Origin of the sequence: Bartonella sp. AA97HXZ, from assembly GCF_042196985.1 — a bacterium.
Classification (GTDB): domain Bacteria; phylum Pseudomonadota; class Alphaproteobacteria; order Rhizobiales; family Rhizobiaceae; genus Bartonella.
In genome coordinates this window covers 13,221-37,855 of record NZ_JBHIRC010000007.1, presented here as the reverse complement: position 1 = coordinate 37,855, position 24,635 = coordinate 13,221, and the positions used below count along the sequence as shown (strand labels likewise).

The following is a 24,635-nucleotide window of genomic DNA, read 5'->3' as shown; positions in this document are numbered from 1 at the left end:
TCTCATTTTACGGGTATGTATTTTTACCGAAATATGCAAGATCAGAATGCTTTAATTCATGTTTTGTTGTTTTTTTTCTAAAATATCAGATAAAATATTGTAGAGGAAAAACTTTCAAAGTGTCTATTGAACTAAGAAAAGAGTAAAGGATGAGCCGTTTTTCGGTAATAAATTTGACGCAAGCAGCAGTGGATCGTGTTAAAGCGATTATGGATGCAAAAGATGCACAGGGTATTCTTGTTGGTATCAAAAAAGGTGGTTGTGCAGGGATGGAGTATACAATTACTCTTGTCAAAGAAAAGGGGATAGATGCGGATGTTGTTGAAGTGAATGGTGCCCGTGTTTTTGTAGCACATGATGCGGTATTATTTTTATTAGGGACGCAGATGGATTATGAAGTGACAACGCTTCGGTCTGGTTTTGTCTTTAAAAATCCTAATCAAGTATCAGCATGCGGGTGTGGCGAATCGGTGGAACTTCGTCCTGCTACGCAGGATCAATATAAAACAAATTGAGCTGAGCTAAATTATAATTTAGTAATTTTAGAGGGGCTTGTTCTTTTAGGTAGAAGAAATCTACTATTTTTTATCGTTCATTTTTAGCTTGCTTCCAAAGTGCTTCCATTTCATTCAAGGATGCGTCAGTGAGCGTTTTAGATTGAGTGGATAGCTTTTCTTCAATATAGGCGAAACGATTTCGAAATTTTATATTCGTTTTTTTTAATGCTTTTTGTGAATCAATCGCTAAGTGGCGCGCGAGATTAAGAAGTATAAAGTAGAGATCTCCAAACTCTGCTTCTATCTCTGAGTTTTGTTTATTTTTGATGGCTTCTTTGAGCTCTTCCAGTTCTTCTTCTATTTTTTCAAAAACTTTATCACTTTTTTGCCAATCAAAACCTACTTTAGCTGCTGTTTCTTGTAAAGCAAGTGCCTCTTGGTTTGCTGGCTGGATTTGTTTTACTGTTGCGAGTATGCTTATGGAGGAATTGTTGTTTTTTTCTTCGCACATTCTTTTTTGTTCAACCTGTTCTCTTTTTTTTATATATTCCCACTCCTCTTTTATAAATCCTCGTTTTTTTTGCTCGGCATTTCCAAAAACATGAGGATGGCGTCGAATCATTTTTTCCGTGATTGCATAAACAACATCTTCAAAAGTAAAGCTGCCTTCTTCTTGTGCTATGGTAGCATGATAGGCAACTTGTAAAAGAAGATCCCCAAGTTCTTCACAGAGATCCTTTCGATTTTTTCGTTCAATGGCATCAATGACTTCGTAAACTTCTTCGAGCATATAGGGTATGAGGGATTCAAAAGTTTGTTTTTTATGCCAGATACAACCATTATCAGAGTTTCGTAATGCAGTGATAATTGCAGTGAGATCTTTGATATCTTTTGAGGCCAACATTTTGCACTTCCTTTGTAAGCAATAGAGCTTATGTTAGATGTCCCAACGTCTATGTAACCACATCCATTGTCCAGGATATTCACGGACCCAAGATTCAACAATATCATTTAATTTTTGTGTAGAAGCAGCTATATCGATATCATTTTTTTCATCACGTGGAAGTTCTACATGTTCATATAACTCTAAACGATGACGTCCACTAGGCAAACGAATACAACGTGCTGGATAAATATCACAGTCATATTGTCGAGCAAGTTTTATAATTAAGGGGTTTGTTTTAAGAGGTCTGTTAAAAAATGTTCCCATGATACCGCGGCGAAATTTTTGATCAACGAGCATACCAACATTTTCACCTTCTTCTAATTTGGCTGCTAATGCCCATGCTGCACCGGCCTTGGAGGGAACAAGATGTCCCATAGAAGTTTGTCGTGCTTTAAGGATTCGTTTGGCAACATAGGGATTATTGGGTGGTCTAAATAATACCGTAACATTAAGATCAAAACTTTGTGCACAAATAGGCAGAAGTTCAAAATTGCCAGTATGTGCGGTGAAAAAAATATGTGGTTTTTTTTCATTTTTTAATCGCTCAAATATTTCAATGCCTTTAACCTCAATGAAACCTGGCTCGTCTGCATGAGGATCAAAATCAAAAATTTTATCAAGAAAAATATATTCAGCTAGGAAACGTCCTATATTTTCCCACATTTCTATTGCAATCGCACGGAGTTCTTGCTCTGTTTTTTCTGGATATGCACTCCTAAGGTTTGCAAGTGTGATTTGATGACGATGTACAAGGGGACCAATTTTTTTTGCTAACCAAGCAAAAAAAGAAATTCCCATTTTGGCTGGAAAACATTTTAGAATAAATAAAGAACCAAAGAGTAGATATGCCCATAACAAGTAGGAGATTTTTTTAGCTATAATTTTAATACGATATATGAGATTTTTAAGAGAAAGCTTCATCATGATTTAATCGATTTTAAGGATAATTTTACCAAAAACATCACGACTCTCCATTCGTTTTAAAGCTGTATCAATTTCATCCAGCCCAACAATTGTATCAATGACAGGGTGTACGGCTTTTTGTGCCATTTTTTGCATGGCATTTTTCATATTTTCCATACGGCAGCCAAATGAACCGAATATCTTAAGCTGTTGCTGGAATAATTGCATGAGATTTATTGGTGCTGAAACACCAGAGGTAGAACCGCAAGTCACTAAGCGTGCTCCTTTTTTCATACATAACAGAGAACCGTTCCATGTATCGACACCAACATGCTCAAAAACAACGTCAACACCTTTTTTTTGGGTTAATTTACGCACTACACCTTCAAAACGATCTTTACGATAATTAATCACATGATCTGCCCCAAGAGAGTGCGCTTTTGCAATTTTTTCATCTGAACCTACAGTTGTGATAACTGTACAGCCCATGTGTTTTGCAAGTTGAATGGCTGCAGAACCAATACCTGAGCCACCAGCCTGTACTAGGATTGTTTCTCCTGCTTGTAGTTTTGCGTTATCGAAAAGCATATGTTCTACGGTACCAAAAGTAATTGGAGCAACTGCTGCTTGCAATTCATCACACTGGGGAGGTGATGGAACTAATAAACGTGCTGGCAAATTGACAAGCTCACACGCAAATCCATCAAGGTGAAAACCATAGACTCCCTTTACATTACTGCAAAGATTATCCCGTCCTTCATGACAAGCTTGGCATACTCCGCAGGTTTGTGCACCATAAATTGAGACAATCTGTCCAAGTTGGAGATGTTCAACGCCATCTCCTATTTGTATAACCTCACCAGAGGCTTCTGCACCAATGATGAGTGGCATTTTTCTTTTCGCAAAAGCCATGCCACGCCATCCCCATACATCAATATGATTAAGAGCAACGGCTTTTATCCGCACAGTTACTTCACCTATACTAGGTGAAGATGGCGGGGAAATATTGGTGATTTCAAGCCGACGATCATCGAAGAGTTGCAGTGCACGCATTATCATCCCCCTTAAATATATTATTGGTTAGCGTTATAAAATTTTATTATTACAGGATTATCCTTTATATGCAGTGATAACAAGACTCATATTTTGACCACCAAATCCAAATGAGTTTGACAAAACCGCATTGACACAGGCCTTACGGCTATGATGAGGAACAACATCTAAGGGGATAGTAGAGTCAGGATTATCATAATTTATTGTTGGTGGAAGTATTCCCGATTGAATGGTTAAAAGCGAAAAAACCGCTTCTATTGCACCAGCAGCAGTTAATGTATGCCCAATCATTGATTTATTAGAAGAGACAGGAATATGCTCTAAAAGATCACCGAATACTGTTGATAATGCAAGATATTCCATTTTTTCATTTTCAGGTGTTGAAGTTCCGTGGGCATTAATATAGTCAATTTCATTGATGGTTATTTTTGCATCGTCTAAAGCTTTGCGAACGGATTCAATTGCTGGTGATGCATCGGGTTTTGAACGTGTACGGTGAAAGTCATCGGCGGTTTCTCCACAGCCAGCTAAAATTCCTAAAACTGTAGCATTACGGTTTAATGCGCTTTGAAGAGATTCAAGAACAAGAGCGCCTGAGCCTTCTGCCATAACAAAACCATCTCGATCACGGCTAAAGGGTTTTGCTGCTTTTTCTGGAGGCTCATTCTGAGTTGAAAGAGCAGATAGTAGCGAAAAACGAATAAGAGATTCTGCTGAAACTGATCCATCTGTCGCAATTATGAGAGCTCTATTTGTCTCTCTCCGTCTAATAGACTCAACACCTAATTGAATTGCTGTTGCACCAGATGCACAGGCAGTGGAAAGTGTAACAGGAAGTCCTTTTGTGCCAAATGTTTTTTGAAGTTTTTCTGCAATTGCACCAAATTGTGTGGATTCAAAAAGCGTCTCATGGAGTTTATCTTTACAGACTTTAAGAAGATGTGCATAAGAAGGCTCATTATTGAATTCTTCCTCTTGATCAAGACTAAAACGTGCTTTCCATTCAAGTTCAACAGGAGGAGCAGCTAGAAAGAGTGGTCCATTAAAGTTTTTTTTATCAATAGCAGCTTGTTCTAAAGCTTCTTCAGCAGAAAGATGTGCAAGCTTCTCAGAGAGAGCTGAAGCACCAAGTGTACTTTCTTTAAGAAAATCAATTGTTCCAGCAATATATGTATTTAATCCCTCAACGGGAAAACGTGTTATTTTGTGGATACCACTTACACCGCTTGTTAATTTTTGCCAATTTTCATGTTTCCCTTGTCCCAGTGATGTGACAATGCCTGCACCAGTTATTGCTACAAGTGGACGCCCAAAATGATCATGATATTTCACTATAGAAATTCCCCTTCAAACAGCAGTAAGACGCACAATACCTTCAGCTCTTTTTATACCAATCGTTGTAACAAATATTTCACGTACTTCTTTAGAAAAAGGTTTTTCATGAGGACTTAACGCTGGAAAACCGCGTTTTTTTTCAATTGAAAGTGCTGCAAGAGCTAGAGCTAGAGGAAATTGTGCTTCCCGCATATAACCAAATAATGTTGTAATGCCACGGTAAGATAGATCAGCATTATCAAGAGCATTTTGTTCTGCTTTTGTTGCTTCGTGAGCTCCTGAGGCTGCTGAAATGGCTAAGGCAGATTTAGCGCCCGCAGTTTTTAATATTGTTGCAATTGAATCTCTAAGTGGAATTTTGGTTCTATCTGTTTGGTCTGTAATAATTTGGCTAATTTCAGCATAAGCACGTGCATTGCGTTTTTTGGCATGTTCTCCACTTTCAATAACTAGGAAGATCCCACCAGAACCTGCTATGACACCGCCGCCTGGATAGATTCCACGATCCCACACTGGGCTCCATCCATTATGGGTTAAAAGACCACCAAGCTCATGCGCCAACAACATATCATAACTTTGTGCATTATAGGAACTTCCTACAAGAGCATGGGTGCTTTGACCTGATTTAATACGAGCTACAGCAATTTGAAGTGCAGAAAGACCACTGCCTTCTTCTCCCATAAATGTACGAGATGATCCAGTGACTTTATGAACAATTGAAATGTTTCCTGCCAAAAGGTTTGAAAGTTGTGCCAAAAATAATGTTGGACGAAGTTCAGTTGAAAGAGCAACATTTAACATAGAAGCATGATCGGCAACAGCGCGCGCTTTAGAAAGAATCTGTGTATCAACAGTAATATCACGTTCTCCCCCACTTGCCGCTACGATCATATCCATTGTTGAAGTGAGTTGTTCATTATTTTTCATGCCGGCATCATCAAGAGCAAGACCAGCCGCATAGGTACCAAGACGCTGCCATGTTCCCATTTGCCGTTGATCACTTTTTTTAGGAATTTGTAAACTCCAATCAATTTCGGGCAATTTATGAACCGTGTAAGGTGAAAAAGTTGTATAATCTAGGTTTGGTGTACGGATTGGATCATTTAAGAGATTCCAATGTTGATCAGTTCCTTCCCCCAGAGAGCTTATGAGACCTATACCAGTGATGAATACAGATTGATTATGCATGGCGAAAAAACTACTCTGCCTGTTTTAAGGCAACGAGATCATCAATTTTTGCACAAAGGTTTTTAAGAACAAAGTATTCTTCTGTTGCAACGGTACCTTCGTTGACTTCTTGTGTCCATTGTTCTAGAGGGACTTTTATTCCGAAAGCTTTATCAATAGCGAAAACAATATCAAGAAAATCAAGACTGTCGATTCCTAAATCGTCAATTGTATGACTCTCAGGTGTAATTGTATTGCGATCAATTTCACTGATTTCTGCAATGATATCAGCAACTTTATCAAACGTGGAAGGCAATGTACGGATTCCTTATTATAGAGTTAGTAAATTCAAAATACATTTAATATTGTTCTTCTAGCCTTTTTTCTCTTTAAAAAAAAGACTTAATCCAGAATATAGCTGTCTTTATCTATAGAGAAAAGAGGTTTACAGTACATGAAATACTATATCTCAATATTTAAAAAACTTTGAAATTTTATTACGCATTTATTTTACGAGACTATTTTTTCTATTGGCAGCAAGGACAGCAAGGGCTGTTATATTAACAACTCCCCGGGAAGTTACTGAAGGTGTTAAGATATGGGCGGGACGTGCTGCCCCGATTAGAATAGGACCAACATGGAGTGCATTTGTGAGGCTTTTAACAGTGTTGAGCGTGATATTGGCTGAATCAAGTGTTGGAAAGACAAGCAAATTAGCTTCACTTTTAAGACGAGAATTAGGAAAAACACGATCACGAAAAACTTTGGAAAGGGCAGCATCAGCATGCATTTCACCATCTGCTTCTAAATCAGGGTGTAATTTGGCAAGAATTTCTGTTGCACGTCGCATTTTACGCGCACTTTCTGTGTTTTTAGAACCAAAGTTTGAGTGTGATAATAAGGCTGCTTTTGGTGTTATTCCAAATGCTTCAACTTCTTGAGCTGCCAACACAGTCATTTCAGCGATTTCTTCTGCAGAAGGATTTTCATTGACGTAAGTATCTGTAAGGAAAAGAGTACGTTGTTGAGAGATAAGCAAACTCATAGCAGAAAAACGGTGAACATGAGGATCAAGACCGATAATTTGTTCAATCAATTCAAGTTGACGTTCAAAGCGTCCTTCTAAGCCGCAAATCATTGCATCTGCTTCTTCACGCATAACGGCAAGGGCAGCAATAGCCGTTGTTGATGTTCTCACTACTGTTTTTGCCATTTCAGGCGTAACACCACGCCTTCCTGTATAATGAAAAAATAAATTAACATAATCACGAAAACGTGGATCATCTTCAGGGTTTGTTAATTCAAAATCTATACCGGGACGAATTCTTAAACCAAAGCGTTTTAATCTTGCTTCTACGACATGTGGACGGCCGATAAGGAGGGGCGTTGCTGTTTGTTCTTCAATGACAACTTGTGCCGCACGAAGGACGCGTTCATCTTCACCATTGGCATAGATGACGCGTTTACGTTTTGCTGTTTTTGCTGCAGCAAAAACAGGTTTCATTGTTAAACCAGAAAGAAAGACAAATCGATTGAGGATATCATAGTAGGCCTCCATATCTTCAATGGGACGAATGGCGACACCAGTTGTCATTGCTGCTTTAGCAACAGCGGGGGCAATACGCAGTATTAAACGCGGATCAAAAGGAGAGGGGATTAGATAGTCTGGTCCAAAATTGGGTGGTTCTTTTGAGTATGCACGTGCTACAACATCTGAAGTTTCTTCACGTGCAAGGGCAGCAATCGCATGAACAGCGGCCATTTTCATTTCTTCATTAATTGCACTAGCACCTACGTCTAATGCACCACGGAAGATATAGGGAAAACAAAGGACATTATTAACTTGATTGGGATAATCAGAGCGTCCTGTGCAGATCATTGCATCTGGTCGTATAGAGCGTGCTTCTTCAGGCATAATTTCTGGTACTGGATTAGCCAGTGCTAAAATGAGTGGATTTTGAGCCATTCTTTTAAGATATTCAGGCTTTAAAACACCACCTGCAGATAGGCCTAGAAAAATATCCGCATCATCAATAATATCAGATAAAGTTCGTGCGTCCGTTTTTTGTGCGTAATTGATTTTCCAACGATCCATAAGGGTCTTGCGACCTTCATAAACAACTCCCTCTAAGTCACTAAGCCAAATATTTTCAACTTTTGCCCCAAGACGAACCAAAAGATTAAGGCAAGCGAGGGCAGCAGCACCTGCACCTGAGGTAACTATTTTTGCATTTTCAATTTTTTTTCCTGAAAGATTTAAGGCATTTAATACAGCCGCAGAAACAATAATGGCAGTTCCATGTTGGTCATCATGAAAAACTGGAATTTTCATTTTAGCACGAAGCTTTTCTTCGATGTCAAAACATTCAGGAGCCTTAATGTCTTCAAGATTAATACCACCAAATGTAGGTTCTAAAGTCGATACCGTTTGTACCATTTGTTCTATATCGGATGCATCAATTTCAATATCAAAGACATCAATATTCGCAAATTTTTTGAATAAAACGGCTTTACCTTCCATAACTGGCTTTGAAGCAAGAGGGCCAATATTTCCTAAACCAAGAACAGCAGTTCCATTGGATATAACAGCGACTAAATTAGAACGGGAGGTATATTGAGCAGCAAGATTAGGATCTTCATGAATTGCAAGACATGGTGCAGCAACACCTGGAGAATAAGCAAGAGCTAAATCACGTTGGTTATCAAGAGGTTTTGTTGCTTGTATTTCCAATTTTCCAGGTTTAGGGTACTGGTGATAAAAAAGTGCGGCACTGTCAAGTTCAGCTTTTGGTGAACTGAAATCACTATTTCGTTCTCTAGACATTTTTATGATATCCAAGTTAGCGTATGTGTATATGAGATGTTCCATCTACGATAAGGTTTTGTCCACTAATAGATCCTCATTTCTCTGAATATCAAAATGCATGAGTATGAGAAAACTCTTCTGGATCGTAAAACCAGTTTGATGATTCTTTTTGTTTTTGTGCATGAATAATTTCATTGATAGAAGCACGATTAGTTTTTTCTTTCCTTAATAAAACGCGTAAAAATTGATTAGTCTACAAACGAATAAAATATTACTAATAATTACATTACCAAGCCATTATTTTTTTTGCAATGCTTACAACTTAAGGAAAGAAAAGAAGAGTGTTTTCTATTAACTTCATCTTCTTTATTTAAATTTCTATAGGGAGGTAGAAGAAATTTTAAATAACAATTTGCAATTTATAAATTATTTTTGCAGCTATTTAAAAGGAAATTGGAACTTTAAAAATGGGAGTTGTTTTGTTTATTATTCAATTGAACTCTTAATAATGCAAACTTTATAATTTATAATGAATCATCTCGTATGTTGAATGAGAAATTTGAATACAATAAGATTCTTTTAGCTCAAACTCATCTAATATAATAAAAAATATTTACTTACATAATTCAAACGAGAGTAATATGTGGATAAAAAACATTAAAAAAAAATAAATAGAAGTGTTTCTATGAGCTATTTTAATACAAAAGCATGAATTTTTTTCACAATTAATAAAAATAATTATTACCGATTTTGTACCTTTATGAAACTATGAAAAATAAAGGAGTTAAGAAAAAGATAAGGAAATAGAAAACATGCTTTATCATTCTTAGAATGATACGTTGTTTGATAAGCCATTACGCTTCTTTAGGGTTATTGCTTAGGATATCAAAGAAAACCGCATGCCAATTATCCCAACCTTTGAAGTACAAAGCTACAGTTGAAAAAAAAGCATTCTATGATGAGCCATTAAAACAACTGGAGAGAGAAAGTGGAAAAAATATCTTTTTCCACTTTCTTATTTGTTATTGGATTCGACCACTTGCATGAGCAAGCATAGTATAAACTTTTCCGGTATCTGATATCAAGTACTTGCGAACTGAGTTGGAAGAGCCAGAACTGCGCGATATATCACGTAAGAGCTTTTCGAAATCTGTAACATATTGATTCACTGAACGTTTAAACCCAAAATCGCTCATATATTTTTTCTTAATCATTTCAAATATTTTTTGTCCATTTAAGGTATAAAGGCGTTCTGTTACGATGTTTTTTTGTCCACGTTGATAATGATCCCATAGCTCAACAATGGCATTGTGATTAATAGCTTGCACTATACCAGAAGCTAATGAATTAAGAGAGCAGTTTGCAGGAGATGGTTTTGTTTGCACTGATGTTAAAACATCATCACTAGGGGGAGCATCATAAAATGTTTCTTCACGTGAAGCTCTTTCTAAGAGATTTGATACCCATTTATTTGGTCTTTTTTTGCTTTGATCTTGTTGCAAAATAGGCTTAGGTGGCACAATCTTTTTAACAGACTCAGTGGAACTGTCACTTTTTTGATTAAACATTGATGATGTAGGAAATGCTGACATTAGCTGTTTTTGTGCGCTCTTTTGATCATTTTGTATAACACTGACTAAATCTTGTAACGCTGTAATCTGTTCATTCAAAGCTGTGCGAATTGTTTGCGTTGTTTCTTTTGTTTTTTCTGGAAGTTTTTTTACATTTTCATTGATATCATTATTAATCTTTGAAAGCTCTAAACGAACTTCATCAGCGGAGCGACGTATATCTTCTGCTGCTTCTGAAAAACGCGTTGATGCTTCACTAACAAGCTTATTAAGTGATTGTTGGAATGAATTTGTGGAGTTACGCGCATTCTTATCAGAGCGTTCAAGTGCTAAGTTGAAGATTTTTTCATAATGCCCAATCATTTGATTAATTTCATGAGACTTTGAAACAAGAGCATCGCTTAATACAGAAAGCGTATTATGTTTTTCTTCAAGTGTTGCACTAAGTGAATTTTCAGACTGTTCAAGAACATGAATAGTTTGGGAAAGTGTCTTTGCATGTTCACCAAAACTGCTCGTTATATGATTAATTTGTTCAAAGGTACTCTTTGAAAGTCCTTGCAGAATTTCAACATTAGTATTGAGCGCTTGATTTGAAGCTGACAAACGCTCTGCTACTTGGTCCGTGTTGCGGAAAAAATTATTCGTACTCTCATTAAACTGCCCATCAATATTTTGAACAGCCGATAATAAAACATTACTATTTTCGTGAAAATTGTAAATTGATTGATTCAACTGTGTTAAGATGGATGAGACATTATTAACAAGCTCTTCCTTCATAATCGTTATTGTTTGAAGTGTTTCAGAGTTAGCTTTGGTTAAGCTATTCACTAAAGATTCATTATGTGCATAAATTCTTTGTTCAGCATCTTGTGTGGAAAGAGAGAGTTGTTCACCGATATGCTGTGTTAAAGAATCAATTGATTCTGTCGTATTTTGCGCTGCTTGATTTAAGTGATTTGTAAGCTCTGTTATTTTTCCAACATGTTGTGAAATTTGTGTTGTTGTTTGATTTCCAGCATCTTCCAGACGGCTCGTTACATCAGAGAGCTGATATCCTAAATTATTTTTAAGATTTTGCATAGAGTGATGAAGAACATCACAGCGTTCATTAAGAACTTGTTCTATTGCTGTTGTTGATGTGTGAATAGTTTCATTCAATAATGCTTGTGCATTATGGCTGGCTGTTGCGAAAGCTTCGACAGTATGCGCTGTTTGTTCAGACAGAACTGACAGAACTTTTTCACTGGTATCATAAACAGTTTTTTTGACATTTGATACAATGCGATTGCCTGATTCTGAGAGAATATTTTCTGCTTGTGCAGTAACATTTGTAACAGATGAAAGAATTTGTTCACTCGTAGAAGAAAGAATATCAGAAGCTTTTATAATCTTATTATGCAGGTTATCTGTCACTGTATTAACAGAGTCTTCTAAGGTTACACGCATATTGTCAACACTGCTTTCCAGCGCTTGTTGAATTATCTGACTTTGCTCATTACTAATCATGAGAGACGTTTTTAATGTGTCAGAACGTTCCTCAATAACAGATGTTTGCATATCAATGGCTTCACAGATTTGGCTAAATTTTTCAGATAATGTTTCCTCTAGCGTTGTTGTCCGTTCAAAAATTTTGTGTGCACGATCTTCTAGATCTGTATCGAATGATTCCATACGTGTTTCAAGGGTTTCAAAGAAAACACCACTCGATTGAGAGAGAGTATTCTTTAAAATTTCGGCATGGCTTTCAAGGTTTTTGATATGATCTTGAACCGTTTCAGTAATGTTTTTATTATTGGCGACAATTGCACTCTCAACTAAATCTATTTGTTGTTTCAATGCAACATCGACACGTATATCACTTTTTGCAATGAGATTATGGATTGTTTCCATGCGTTGTTCAAGTGTGCGTGCTTGATCGGCAAGAACTTCATTGAGAGAAAAACTATTAATCGCTAAAGAATCGCGCAGAGCATCGGCACGGATATCAATATTTCTCGCTTGTGCTTCTAAAGCATCTTGGGTTGTATTACAACTTTGTACAATGACATCTTGTAACTTTTCAGTGCATTGAATGATGTTTGTAATATGATTTTCAGCTTGTTTATCAACGACTTGAACATTATCAGCCAAAACTTTTTCAATATGAGAAGTATTTTGGGACAAAACATCAATTTGATTTCTTAATGTATCCGCAATTTTATTTTTCTCGTTATCGAGCATGTCTGCCATAAGAGCTCGTTGATCAGAAAGTTGTACTTTAAAATCTTGTGAACGTTCTTGTATGATATCAACAATGGCATTGTCGACATATTGAATTTCTTCTCTCAGACTTTCCTTACTTTTATCAATTGCAGAAAGAATAGCTTCACGTCCATTTGTAAATGCATGGGTAATGTCTGCTGTTTTTTCTTGGAGGTTCTCATTTATTTTCAAGACATGAGCTTCCAAGAAGTTACCAAGTTTTTCAGCATTATCCTCTAAAGCCTGACTGCGTTCTATAAAGGAATCAATGATGGAATCACTATGTTCTTTAAGAGAAAGATCAACAGTTGCTAAACGTTGTTCAAAGGCTCCAATTGCTTGCGAGGTTACGTTATCAAATTTAGAAGAGAGTTTATGTGCTTGGTCGTCGAGCTTTAAGATCTTCTCATCAAAATTCTGTAGAGATTGATTATTACGATCAATAAGAGCTTTATCCAAGGCTTTAAACTTTTCATCGACAGCGTGCAAAGTTTGATCTGTTACTGCTTGTATATGTGTTGCAATTTTAGCAACATGTACTTCCGCTTTTTCAGCTGTTTCATTAAAGGTTTTTTCTATTTGTTTTTCATTATGATCAAATCGTTTTGCAAAACCATCAAAGTTTTTTCCTAATTCATGAAAAAATTCCGTGTTTTTCTGCTGAATTTGTGTTGTTGTTTTGTTAAATTTTTCAACAAGTTGATTTGTTACGCCATCACCGGCATAGGAAAGTTTTTCAACAAGGTCTTCACCTTGTTTTTGTAAAGTTTGAGAAAGGGTTTGTGCAAGCTTTTCAACATTGGTCACAATGTTAGAGGTAACCAAACCAAATTCATCACTCAGTTGTTCTTGGGTTCCTTTAATTGTTGATTGTACGCGATCTGCGTGATTCAAAATGGCTATGCGTTCATTACTCAATTCTTTGATTAATGTGTGAATGCGTGATTCATTCTCAGCATAGGCTTGTTCTAGATTGTGAACTTCACCTTGTATGATTGCTTCAAGTTCAACAGCACGTCCGAGGGTACGTTCAATACCTTCGTTCATTGCCGCTACTTCTTCACGAATGGTTTGCCCTATAGCAATAGCTTGTTTTTCAGATAGATGTTGTGGTTCACTAAGGCGCTGTGCAGCATTGGTCATAAGAAGCGCAATATTATGCAAGTCGTTTGAACGTTTTGTTAATTGAGCAACGCCCCAAGATATAAGGATAGGAATTGCTGTTCCGGCTGCTACAGCAAGTCCTGTTGGGGATGTAACAAAAGTGCTGATATTGGATAAGGAGCTGAGTCCGGTAGGTGCGAGTTTATGCGCAATAAAAGCTCCTCCCGTTGCCCATAAAGCACTAAGCGCTGTTGTATACCAGTAGACTCGAGAGGAAGAACGCTGCTTGAATGGTCCAAAATTTACAGGGGTTGTTATATCATCATTTGCAGGAAGAAGTTTTGTAGGCAATAATGTATTATGAACAGTTCCACCTGAAATATCAGGTGAAGGTTTTGGAGCAAAAAGCTGTTCAACAACGGATTTATCAACAACAGCTTCATCATGAATATTAGAAACAAAAGTTGACGTACCGTTTTCAGCAAAAAATTCTTCTTCTGCCATTGCAATTTTTTGAATCAGATCATCGACATTAACAACATTTTCAGAATTATTGGATGATATCGTTTCAAATCCTGTGTCATCGAAATCAAAGTTCATAGCTTTTGTGAGGGCTTCTTCAACTTCAACTTCAAATGTTTGCAATTTTGTTCTGCGTGCCATACTCGCCTCGTACTCTTACAGCCGGAAAAGGGATACGTCCTCTTCCACATAATTTCTACATACTAGCTGTTAATTATTTAGAAAGGAATATGCTTAGGGAAAAATTTTAAAAACTTATCAAGATAAAGTTAACGCGGTTTCTTGTACCCTGTTTAAAAATGTTATAAAATATAGTAAAAACAATTTATTATTTAAATCTAACTAAAACAAAAATACTGTTTACAACTTGTGTTTATAGAAAGCTTTATAAGCCGGCAGTCTTTGAAATAAGGACAATTTAATAGCGGTTATATATACAGTAAGGTGCGAATGTCTCTCTTTAATATCGATAATCGTTAATAAATGTTGTTGTCCGCTTACTTTTATTGATTCTAAACGAAGCAGATTCATCATCACGTATAGTCTGTAATAGCTTAGGATGTATAAAAGTATGCCTTTGAATTGTAAGCTCATAAAAAAGTAAACGTGGAAAAATTTTTAATTTAATATAGCTTTTCGTAAGTTGTACTTTATTATTGTCTTAAAGAGCTGTTTTTTCTCTAATTTCAGTTGTTTGTTGCTGAATTTTTAAGCTTCTACGTTGACAATTGGATATTTTTCAGTCGATATGCATGCACGAATATTTTATGCAATCTAGATAAAGGTGTAAGAATAATGGCAGAGCGATCACAACACCTGCAAGATGTGTTTTTAAATACGGTGCGTAAGCAAAAAATTTCCCTTACAATTTTTCTTGTCAATGGCGTTAAACTCACGGGTATTGTAACTTCATTTGATAATTTTTGTGTTCTTTTGCGCCGAGATGGACACGCGCAATTGGTTTATAAGCATGCTATTTCTACGATTATGCCTGGACAGCCTGTACAGATGTTTGAGGGTGAAAGTCCTGAGTAAACATATCATTTTAAGATAGACCTCTTATCCCATTTAAAAGTACTTAGATTGCTATGATAAATGAAAATGAGAGATTAGGAGGGGTATTTTCGCAGAATACAGGACAGGTGCGCGCACTTGTTTTGATACCGATTTTTCAAGAAAATAGAAGTGAAAGCTCTTTGAGAGAGTGTTCTATATCTTCTCGTGTTAAAGAATCATTGGGGTTAGCGCGTGCTATAAGGTTAGAAGTTGTTAATTATGAAACGATTAATATTGCAACGCCTCGCTCTGCGACTCTCTTTGGAAAAGGTAAAGTAGATGCGTTAACCTGTTATATAGATGAATATTCTATTGAGCTTGCGATTGTAGATCACTTTTTAACGCCAGTACAGCAGCGTAATTTAGAAAAATTATGGAATTGCAAAGTTATCGATAGAACGGCTTTGATTCTTGAAATTTTTGGGGATCGTGCACGAACAAAAGAAGGAGTTTTGCAAGTAGAGTTAGCGCGTTTGTCCTATCAAAAAGGGAGGCTTGTGCGGAGTTGGACGCACTTGGAAAGGCAACGGGGGGGGCGTGGCTTCCTAGGTGGACCTGGTGAGACGCAAATTGAAGCAGATAGGCGTCTTTTACAAGAGAAAATTATTCGTATTCGCCGCGAATTGCAAACGGTTATTAAAACACGTGCACTTCATAGAGCAAAAAGGAAAAAAACATCTTATCCTGTTGTAGCAATGGTAGGATATACGAATACAGGAAAGTCAACTCTTTTTAACCGTTTAAGCGGTGCAGATGTTTTAGCAAAGAATATGTTATTTGCAACGCTTGATCCGACTTTGCGCAAAGTTGTGCTTCCCCATGGAAAAACTGTTCTTTTGTCTGATACTGTAGGGTTTATTTCTAACTTGCCAACGAATTTGATTGCAGCTTTTAGAGCAACCCTTGAAGAAGTGGTTGAAGCAGATCTCATTCTTCATGTAAGAGATATGTCAGATCTTGATCATCGAGCACATGCCCAAGATGTTTTAGAAGTGCTTTCAAGTCTTGATATCGATATTGATGATATGGAGCATATCATAGAAGTTTGGAATAAGATTGATATGTTAGATGAGCAAGCATTGAATGTTTTACAAACAAGCGCAAAGACGCGATTAAATCCTGCTCTCATGGTATCAGCACTTAAGGGGGATGGACTCGATCAATTATTAAGAGCCATTGAAAAGCGAATTTTTGGAGAGGTGCAAAGCATTGAATATCTTTTACAACCTCATGAAATGTCGCTTATTGATTGGTTTTATGAAAACTCTGCGGAAATAGTGCAAGAAGGGCATGATGATGGGTCTATTACCATTAGAGCGGTTGTTACTTCTGAAGCAAAAAAACAACTAGAGAGCCTCAAAAAAAATATGAATTAAGTTCTTTAAAGCTATTGTTGAACATTTGTGCTTAAATTTTATATTTTTATTATCTCAAAATAATATGACAGCAAGTTAAGAGGATAGTTACTACTTTCTCTTAATAAAACAATATGAAGAAGTATTTTGCTGGTTAAAATAAAGATGAGTCTTACATGTAATAAAAGACTATTCGTACGTACCGTATGGCGAAGCATTTTGATTGTTTTGCTATTACAAATGCTATGTGTATCTTTGATTTGGTTGTATTATTTTGTCCAGCCCCGTGGTTACCAAGCAACTTTAACATTTTCATTATCTGATTCTGTAGGAAAGCCATTACCAATTAAAAAGCAAGACAATGTTATCGCCTTTTTGTTTTCACAGCCTATGTTCTTCAATGATTCGAATTTTTCTTTAAGTGCTTCTTATAAGAAAAAAAATCATGAAAATATCCGTTTATCGCGTCATGGTGATTTTATCGATCTTACTTTTGAAGCCGAGACACTTGAAGCAGCTCAACGTGGGTTGGAAACTTGGTTTTCCGCATTTTCACAAGCAATCATAAAACAGAAACAATTCTTGTTAAATGATAAATTAGAAGACAAACAATATGATAATATTGCAATCCTTAATATCGTGCAGGAATTTCGTAAATCTATTGATTCTTTTATTCAGCGTGGTGTAAAACAAACAGAGCTTTATGATCTTTCGATGCAATTAACGCAAGCAACTTTAAAACGTATTCATTTAACAAGTTTGAATTCAACGATTAACATGATGCGTGAAAATGGGCAGTCTTTACTGTCTTTATCGTTTATTGCAGGCAATTCAGCAATTGCTGCTCTGGAATCTAAACGTGATCTCTTGGAAACACAAAGAGCACATATGGCTGCACAATTAGGGTGGACACATCCTCAAATTAAAGCGATGACTGCAGAATTAGAGACAGTTTCTCATCAATTAAAAAATAAAATTTTACAAATCGTTTATCAAGTTCATTCAGATGAGGTTATTGCAACGGAATTAGAAAAACAGCTTCAAAAAAGGGTGAGTTTTTTTGTAAAAGATCAATCCCAATCTTTGAATGAAATATTTAACGAGTTTGAAAATAAAATAAAAGCAGCAGTCGATGCCCAAAATGAAGCGATGAGCAAGTCTGCTCAACGAAGAGAAAAAATTATTGATTCATATCGGAGAATGAGTGATGATCCTTTTCTCTTACAAAATACAAATATCCACGTGGTCATGCCAACAACGTTAGCACCAATTTCTTTTATGGCTCTTTATGGAAAAAATATTCTTGTGAGTGCATTGGCCAGCTTCCTTACTCTTTTGCTAGGAATATTGTTATTCTATCCGTGCTTTAAAAGGAAAAAAGACCAAATCTCAGAAGAGGATTTGAGATCAAAAGAAAATGGTCTTAAGAAGAATGAGAGTATTTTAGTCTCTCAAGAAATGAAAAATTTTGAAGCTTTTATTACGATAGAGGGATTATCTGATGTTTTGAAATGGCGTGCTTCAACCATTATTTCAATCATTGGACCAGAAGCTGCACGGACAGCGGCAAAGCTTTCACTTCATCTCACAAAAGAGAACAAAACAATTTTGTTGGTCGATATTTCTGGTCAACAAATAGAGAAAGTCATTGGCCCACATCGCGGACTGAGTGATATTTTAACGGGCAATGCCAAGTTGCATGATGTTATTTACCGTGATTATGATACGGGGGTTGATATTCTTCCTCAGGGGTTAACAAGTGCTATTTCAGCACAAGATTTTTCAAATGATATTTTTCATATATTACAAGAATTTAAAAAAGAATATGATTTTATCATCCTAGAGATGGCAAGCGAACCAAAATATGGGGTTGAGCAATTTGCAGAGCTAACAGACTATTATATTTGTAATACTGTTCTTAATGAACAAGAATGGATGATGCGTATGGTAGACAGCTTTCCAAAGACTGTTTATCGCGTTGTAGCATCATAAGCTTCGTAAAAAAGAAATATGTATCGCATGTTATAGTGGTACGCTTGTTTTTTGCTAAAATTGTAGTACATACTAAAATAGACAAAGAGTTAATGTTTAAATTTTAAAATGCATTTTAGTTGGAGAGAAGCGTGGGGCAATCAGATATGGCAGTAAAGAGATTAAACAATAGCATTTTAACGCCTGTGCAAAAGGAAAATAGAAAACATATACAGGTGTGGCTTTACTCTATTTTATTGCTTTGTTTGGCAATTGTCTTAGTAGGTGGCGCTACTCGTTTGACGGGATCAGGATTATCTATAACGGAATGGAAGCCAATACACGGCGTTATTCCACCGATTGGTGAGGATCAATGGCAAGAGGAATTTTTAAAATATCAACAAATAGCACAATATAAGCTGCTTAATCCTGATATGACCTTAAGTGCTTTTAAGGTCATTTTTTGGTGGGAATGGGCGCATCGTGTTCTTGGGCGTCTTGTTGGTCTTGTCGCTTTATTGGGGCTCATTTGGTTTTGGGCGACTAAGCGTGTTGAAAAAAATATCTTACTCCCGCTTATTGTTGTACCTATTCTTATCGCCTTTCAAGGCTTTATTGGTTGGTGGATGGTTGCTTCAGGGATTGGGCAAAGTAATTTAACAAGTGTGAGCCAATATCGTTTGGCATTTCATCTTATAACGGCATGTTTTGTTATTGTTTTTGTTACTTATTTATCTCGAGGGCTTGCAGAATATTCAGAAAAGCCAGCAAATAAAAAGGTGCAATATTTTGCGGCATGGTTTGTTATTCTCGTCTTGATAGAGATTTATTTCGGAGCTTTGGTTGCAGGGCTTCATGCTGGAAAAGTCTATAATACATGGCCGCTTATGGATGGGCAGATTATTCCTGATGGATTGTTGCAGCATCGTCCTGTTTGGCTCAATTTATTCGAAAATTCCTTAATGGTTCAATTTATTCATCGGTTTTTTGCTTATTTTTTATTTATTGTCTCAGTTGTTCATGCTTTCTATGTACAAAAAAATGTTCCACATTCAACTCATTCTCGTCGTGCATTTCTTATTTGTGTTATGATTATTATCCAAGCAGTCTTGGGTATCTTAACAGTGTTACATGAGGTTCCGATAAGTTTAGGGCTCATTCATCAAAGTATGGCACTAGCCGTGTTATGTTTTGCGGTTGCACACTGGCGAGCAACGAAAGGGGCATATCGCGTTGTTGAATAAAAGTTTGTGGGTAGGGAGGTTTAGTCGCTTGCAAGCATTAAATCGAGGTTCTGGATAGCTGCAGCTGATGCGCCTTTTCCTAAATTATCGAATATGGCGCTGAGATTAAAAATACCTTCACGATCATTTCCAAATACGAACAGTTTCATACCATCTTTATTGGCTAAACACTCTGGATTAAGTCTTTCAAGTGAAACAGTTTCTTCTTGTGATGCAACTAAAATGGTATTTTGTCCATCGTAATGGTTTGCAAGAATTTCGCGCAAATCAGAACAGTTTGCTGATTTTGTGAATAAATGGCGATGCAGAGGAAGATTCACAATCATTCCTTGGGGAAAACGACCCACACTTGGTATAAAAACTGGGGTTTGATTGATTTGTCCATAGATCTTGATTTCTGGCACATGTTTGTGTTCAAGATTAAGACCATAGATAAAATAATTGCCCTGAATATTTTGTTGAGATTGATTTTCCATTTGTAAAATCAACTGTTTTCCACCACCGGTATAGCCGGAGATTGCATTAATCGAGATGGGATAATCGGCGTCTAGCAGTCCTGCTTCACGGAGTGGGCGAATCAAACTAATGGCACCGGTAGGATAGCATCCGGGATTGGTTATATAATGTGCTGCTTGGATGCGCTTTCTTTGTCCTGCTGTCATTTCAGGAAAACCGTAAACCCAGTCTGGTGCAACACGGTGGGCTGTCGAGCTATCAATAATCCTAATGTTTTTATTTTTTTGAAGCCAATGAACCGTTTCGCGTGCAGCATCATCTGGAAGACACAAAATAGCAATATCGGCTTGATTAAGATAGTCTTGTCGCAGATGAACATTATGGCGATCTTTATGAGCAAGAGAGAGTAGTTTTAAATCTGTACGCCTTTCTAAGCGTTTTTGTATTTGTAGTCCGGTTGTGCCATGTTCACCATCAATAAAAACTTTGGTTAGCATTCTTATTTGCCTTCGTATTAACTTTGCCTATTATATTCAGCTTTTCACATTATAAATTATTTTTAATCATTAAATTATTGAATTTCTTTAGATTATAGATATTTTTTGTAAAAGGTGTAAACAAATTAAGAGTGTAAAAAAGAAATGTAATCTCATTTTTTACTATTCTCGAGAGGAAAGTTTTTCGCTGTTTTTATAACAAAGAATAAGATAAATATTTGCCTCATTATTTTTGAGTGTAAGTAGTTTAAAATGTTTGGTTTGCATGGTTTGCTGTGTTATCGTTCTTTGACTTTATTTTTTTATGTTAGGAATGTGTTTTATGACTCAGCAAGAAAATGACGCACAAAAGCGCTTTTTTAATGATAATTTACAAACTGTTGATGGTGCAATTTTTGACGCAATTAGAGGGGAGTTTGAGCGTCAACAACATGAAATTGAGCTGATTGCTTCAGAGAATATTGTTTCAAGAGCGGTCCTTGAAGCGCAAGGGTCTGTTTTAACCAATAAGTATGCAGAAGGTTATCCAAGAAAGCGCTACTATGGTGGGTGTCAATTTGTTGATGTCGTTGAAGATTTAGCTATTGAAAGGGCAAAACAGCTTTTCGGTGCTGCGTTTGCGAATGTACAGCCTAATTCTGGTAGCCAAATGAATCAAGCTGTCTTTTTAGCTTTACTTCAGCCTGGTGACACATTTATGGGGTTGGATTTAAATGCTGGAGGTCACCTTACGCATGGTTCACCTGTTAATATGTCAGGAAAATGGTTTGATGTTGTTTCCTATGGTGTGCGTCAAGAAGATCAGATTATTGATATGGATGAGGTTGAGCAGCTTGCAAAAGAACGTAAGCCAAAACTTATTATAGCAGGGGGCTCATCTTATCCACGGCTATGGGATTGGAAACGATTCCGTGAAATTGCAGATGAAATCGGTGCTCATTTACTCGTTGATATGTCTCATATTGCTGGTCTTGTTGCTGGTGGCGTGCATCCTTCACCTGTTCCACATGCGCATATTGTAACAACAACAACACATAAGTCGCTTCGAGGTCCTCGTGGTGGTTTAATATTGACAAATGATGAGGCTTTATCCAGAAAAATTAATTCTGCAATTTTTCCTGGTCTTCAGGGTGGTCCTTTAATGCATGTGATTGCCGCAAAGGCTGTTGCGTTTGAGGAGGCTTTGCGTCCCTCTTTCAAGAGTTACAGTGCCAATGTTGTCGCTAATGCGAAAACTTTAGCAAAAACATTACAGGGTAATGGTTTTAATATTGTTTCTGGTGGTACAGATAATCATTTGTTGTTGGTTGATTTACGTTCCAAAAATCTAACAGGTAAACGTGCTGAATTGGCTTTGGGACGCGCTCATATTACCTGCAATAAAAATGGCATTCCTTTTGATTCTGAAACGCCATCTATAACATCGGGAATTCGTTTGGGATCACCTGCTGCCACGACGCGTGGTTTTTTAGAAAAAGAGTTTATTCAAGTTGGTCATCTGATTTCAGAAGTTCTTGATGGTCTTCGGAGTGCAAAAAGTGATGAAGATAATCATGCCGTTGAAATGGCTGTTGAGAAAAAGGTAAAAGATATAACGAATCAATTTCCTCTTTACTCTTATCTTACCACTCGTTAAGGATACAAAGGATGCGCTGTCCTTACTGCCAATATGAGGATACACAGGTCAAAGACTCTCGTCCAGCAGAAGAGGGGGCAGTGATTCGCCGCCGCCGTGTGTGTTCCGTTTGTGGTGGTCGTTTTACAACTTTTGAACGTGTTCAGTTGCGTGAGCTCTTGGTTGCTAAAAAAAGTGGACGATGTGAACCCTTCGATCGTGATAAGTTAATGCGATCAGTTGATGTGGCTGTACGTAAGCGCAATATTGATCCTGATCATATTGAACGAGCAATTTCTGGCATTGTACGCCAGCTTGAAAGTTTGGGAGAACCAGAGATTTCTTCAGAAAAAATTGGGCATCTTGTGATGGAAGCATTGAAAAGAATTGATGATATTGCTTATATTCGTTTTGCTTCTGTGTATCGAGATTTTCGTAATGCAAGCGATTTTCACGATGTTATAGATGAATTGTCAAAGGGTATCGCGGATACAGAATCTCGTTTTGATGAATAAAAAAGTGCAAGATGAACGGTTTATGGCTGCAGCTATTCGTTTAGCAGAACGTCATGTCGGTCTTACAGGTGAGAATCCTTCCGTTGGTACGTTAATTGTGCGAAACGATAATGGTGCTGTGGGGGCTTTTATTGTTGGCTATGGCGTAACAGCTATTCATGGGAGTCCTCATGCGGAAGTGCAAGCTTTACACATGGCAGGTTCTTTGGCTCAAGGAGCGACAGCTTATGTTACTTTAGAACCTTGTGCGCATTATGGAAAAACTTCGCCGTGTGTGAATGCGCTTATTGATTCAGGTGTTTCTCGAGTTGTTGTTGCGCTGACTGATTGTGACAAGCGTGTTGATGGTCATGGTATTGCTCTTTTGCGAGCGGCGGGTATTGAAGTGGTTGAGGGCATTTTAGCTGAAGAGGCTTTTGAATCCTTATGGACGCATTGGTGCATAAGGAAGATACAACGCTGTGCGGTCACTTTTAAAATGGCAATTTCTGCCGATAATGGTGTTGGAAAAAGAGAGAAGGGCAGCGTAAAAATTAGTGGAACACTTTCTCATGCCCATACGCATATTCTACGTGCTCAAAATAATGCTATCCTCGTTGGTATTGGTACTATATTAGCAGATGATCCACAACTCAATTGCCGCTTGCCAGGGATGGAGATGCGCTCACCAATTCGTATTATTTTGGATGCAGATTTATCTATCCCCCTTGATGCAAAAGTTGTCCAAACAGCCATAAAAATTCCTACATGGGTTATTTGTGATGTGGATATTTCAAAGAAAAGCAAAAAAAATGCATTGGAGCAATATGGTGTGTCTGTTTATTCGGTCGAGATGAATAATGGTTGTGTAGAACCCTTTGCTCTTTTACAGATGCTTTATAAACATGGGATTAACAGTGTTTTATTGGAAGGGGGTGTCAAGACAGGGGAAAAATTTTTGAATGCTGGTTGTGTTGATCATTTGATATGTTTTCATACCCCCATTGTTTTAGGCAAAAATCGTATTGAAGCCCCTCATTTTGGAAATTATCTCTCGCAGTTTCATGAGATTGAGACAAGAATGTTTGGAAATGACCGTTTTTATAAGTGGAGACGTAAGACATTATGTTCACAGGAATTATAACGGATATTGGTTGTGTTGAAGATGTTCAACCTTTAAAGCAGGGGATTCGTTTAAAGATTTCTACCCGCTATGCTATAGAAAGCTTAGCAATTGGGGCGTCAATTGCTTGTTCAGGAATTTGTCTGACAATTGTAGAGCGAGGATTAAAGCAAGAAGATTCCAATTGGTTTGTTGTCGAGGCGTGGGAAGAAACATTACGTTTAACGAATCTTGTACAATGGATAAAAGGAACTTTTGTTAATTTGGAACGTTCGCTTCGATTGGGTGATGAAATGGGAGGACATTTAGTTTCTGGTCATATTGATGGTTTGGCTGAAATCATTGATCAAAAAAATGAAGGGGATGCAATTCGCTTTTATTTAAAAGTTTCAAGACAATTTATGCCTTTCATTGTTAATAAGGGATCTATTGCTCTTAATGGGACATCTTTGACTGTTAATGGTGTTGAGGATTGTGTTTTTGATGTTCTTATTATTCGCCATACACTTGAAATGACAACGTGGGGACAAGCTAAAATTGGAGATCGGGTCAATTTGGAAATTGATCAACTTGCTCGTTATGCTGCAAAGCTTTTTACTTTAAAAAGAGAAGGTGAATAAGCCAACACTCTATTGATTGTTTTCAGAATTTTATGCTTTATAACCTTGATTTTTTT

18 protein-coding genes are annotated in these 24,635 nt (G+C 37.0%); 9 read left to right on the top strand and 9 right to left on the bottom strand.

Annotated features, from left to right (window positions below; genetic code table 11):
• Positions 1–149: 149 nt before the first annotated feature.
• Complete coding sequence (locus ACFINE_RS05350) at positions 150–515, top strand: iron-sulfur cluster assembly accessory protein (RefSeq protein ID WP_375618518.1); 366 nt, start codon at positions 150–152, stop codon at positions 513–515.
• Positions 516–585: 70 nt separating this feature from the next.
• On the opposite strand, the gene mazG is transcribed toward ACFINE_RS05350, so the two are convergent.
• The 8 genes from mazG to ACFINE_RS05310 form a co-directional block, all read right to left on the bottom strand.
• Positions 586–1,401, bottom strand: coding sequence for a nucleoside triphosphate pyrophosphohydrolase (mazG, locus tag ACFINE_RS05345; protein WP_375621309.1), 816 nt, complete (start codon positions 1,399–1,401; stop codon positions 586–588).
• 33 nt (positions 1,402–1,434) lie between these two features.
• Positions 1,435–2,364, bottom strand: coding sequence for a lipid A biosynthesis lauroyl acyltransferase (locus tag ACFINE_RS05340; RefSeq protein ID WP_273791402.1), 930 nt, complete (start codon positions 2,362–2,364; stop codon positions 1,435–1,437).
• Between the two features lie 6 nt (positions 2,365–2,370).
• Positions 2,371–3,399 carry a zinc-binding dehydrogenase gene (locus tag ACFINE_RS05335; RefSeq protein WP_375613072.1) on the bottom strand — a complete coding sequence of 343 codons (1,029 nt, stop codon included), beginning with the start codon at positions 3,397–3,399 and terminating at the stop codon, positions 2,371–2,373.
• A 57-nt stretch (positions 3,400–3,456) separates the two neighbouring features.
• A complete protein-coding gene (locus ACFINE_RS05330) occupies positions 3,457–4,731 on the bottom strand; it encodes a beta-ketoacyl-ACP synthase (protein ID WP_375621308.1) in 1,275 nt (424 codons plus the stop codon).
• A 15-nt stretch (positions 4,732–4,746) separates the two neighbouring features.
• On the bottom strand, positions 4,747–5,922 hold the full coding sequence (locus ACFINE_RS05325) for a beta-ketoacyl-ACP synthase (RefSeq protein ID WP_375621307.1): 1,176 nt from the start codon (positions 5,920–5,922) through the stop codon (positions 4,747–4,749).
• Positions 5,923–5,932: 10 nt separating this feature from the next.
• The gene (locus ACFINE_RS05320) at positions 5,933–6,217 is read right to left on the bottom strand and encodes an acyl carrier protein (protein ID WP_005773457.1); all 285 of its coding nucleotides are present in this window, start codon (positions 6,215–6,217) and stop codon (positions 5,933–5,935) included.
• 189 nt (positions 6,218–6,406) lie between these two features.
• The gene (locus ACFINE_RS05315) at positions 6,407–8,725 is read right to left on the bottom strand and encodes an NADP-dependent malic enzyme (RefSeq protein ID WP_375611563.1); all 2,319 of its coding nucleotides are present in this window, start codon (positions 8,723–8,725) and stop codon (positions 6,407–6,409) included.
• A 1,004-nt stretch (positions 8,726–9,729) separates the two neighbouring features.
• Positions 9,730–14,289 carry a hypothetical protein gene (locus ACFINE_RS05310; protein WP_375621306.1) on the bottom strand — a complete coding sequence of 1,520 codons (4,560 nt, stop codon included), beginning with the start codon at positions 14,287–14,289 and terminating at the stop codon, positions 9,730–9,732.
• 654 nt (positions 14,290–14,943) lie between these two features.
• Here ACFINE_RS05310 and hfq point away from each other — a divergent pair.
• From hfq to ACFINE_RS05290, 4 genes are all read left to right on the top strand, one after another.
• Positions 14,944–15,183 carry an RNA chaperone Hfq gene (hfq, locus tag ACFINE_RS05305; RefSeq protein WP_005773461.1) on the top strand — a complete coding sequence of 80 codons (240 nt, stop codon included), beginning with the start codon at positions 14,944–14,946 and terminating at the stop codon, positions 15,181–15,183.
• A gap of 53 nt (positions 15,184–15,236) precedes the next feature.
• Positions 15,237–16,580, top strand: coding sequence for a GTPase HflX (hflX, locus tag ACFINE_RS05300; protein WP_375621305.1), 1,344 nt, complete (start codon positions 15,237–15,239; stop codon positions 16,578–16,580).
• A gap of 144 nt (positions 16,581–16,724) precedes the next feature.
• Positions 16,725–18,551 (top strand): hypothetical protein, encoded by a 1,827-nt coding sequence (locus tag ACFINE_RS05295; protein WP_375621304.1) that lies wholly within the window; start codon positions 16,725–16,727, stop codon positions 18,549–18,551.
• A 146-nt stretch (positions 18,552–18,697) separates the two neighbouring features.
• Positions 18,698–19,774 carry a COX15/CtaA family protein gene (locus ACFINE_RS05290; protein ID WP_375621337.1) on the top strand — a complete coding sequence of 359 codons (1,077 nt, stop codon included), beginning with the start codon at positions 18,698–18,700 and terminating at the stop codon, positions 19,772–19,774.
• Between the two features lie 20 nt (positions 19,775–19,794).
• Here the strand turns inward: ACFINE_RS05290 and argC are convergent, their stop codons facing one another.
• Positions 19,795–20,727, bottom strand: a complete 933-nt coding sequence (gene argC, locus ACFINE_RS05285) for an N-acetyl-gamma-glutamyl-phosphate reductase (protein ID WP_375621303.1) — start codon at positions 20,725–20,727, stop codon at positions 19,795–19,797.
• Positions 20,728–21,049: 322 nt separating this feature from the next.
• Here argC and glyA point away from each other — a divergent pair, with 322 nt between their 5' ends.
• The 4 genes from glyA to ACFINE_RS05265 are packed head-to-tail and all read left to right on the top strand — an operon-like array spanning position 21,050 to position 24,579.
• The gene (gene glyA, locus ACFINE_RS05280) at positions 21,050–22,363 is read left to right on the top strand and encodes a serine hydroxymethyltransferase (protein WP_375621302.1); all 1,314 of its coding nucleotides are present in this window, start codon (positions 21,050–21,052) and stop codon (positions 22,361–22,363) included.
• Positions 22,364–22,374: 11 nt separating this feature from the next.
• A complete protein-coding gene (gene nrdR / locus ACFINE_RS05275; RefSeq protein WP_375611570.1) occupies positions 22,375–22,857 on the top strand; it encodes a transcriptional regulator NrdR in 483 nt (160 codons plus the stop codon).
• A complete protein-coding gene (ribD, locus tag ACFINE_RS05270) occupies positions 22,850–23,980 on the top strand; it encodes a bifunctional diaminohydroxyphosphoribosylaminopyrimidine deaminase/5-amino-6-(5-phosphoribosylamino)uracil reductase RibD (RefSeq protein ID WP_375613062.1) in 1,131 nt (376 codons plus the stop codon). Before nrdR ends, ribD begins: the two co-directional genes overlap by 8 nt.
• On the top strand, positions 23,962–24,579 hold the full coding sequence (locus ACFINE_RS05265; protein ID WP_375621301.1) for a riboflavin synthase: 618 nt from the start codon (positions 23,962–23,964) through the stop codon (positions 24,577–24,579). Before ribD ends, ACFINE_RS05265 begins: the two co-directional genes overlap by 19 nt.
• Positions 24,580–24,635: the final 56 nt, after the last annotated feature.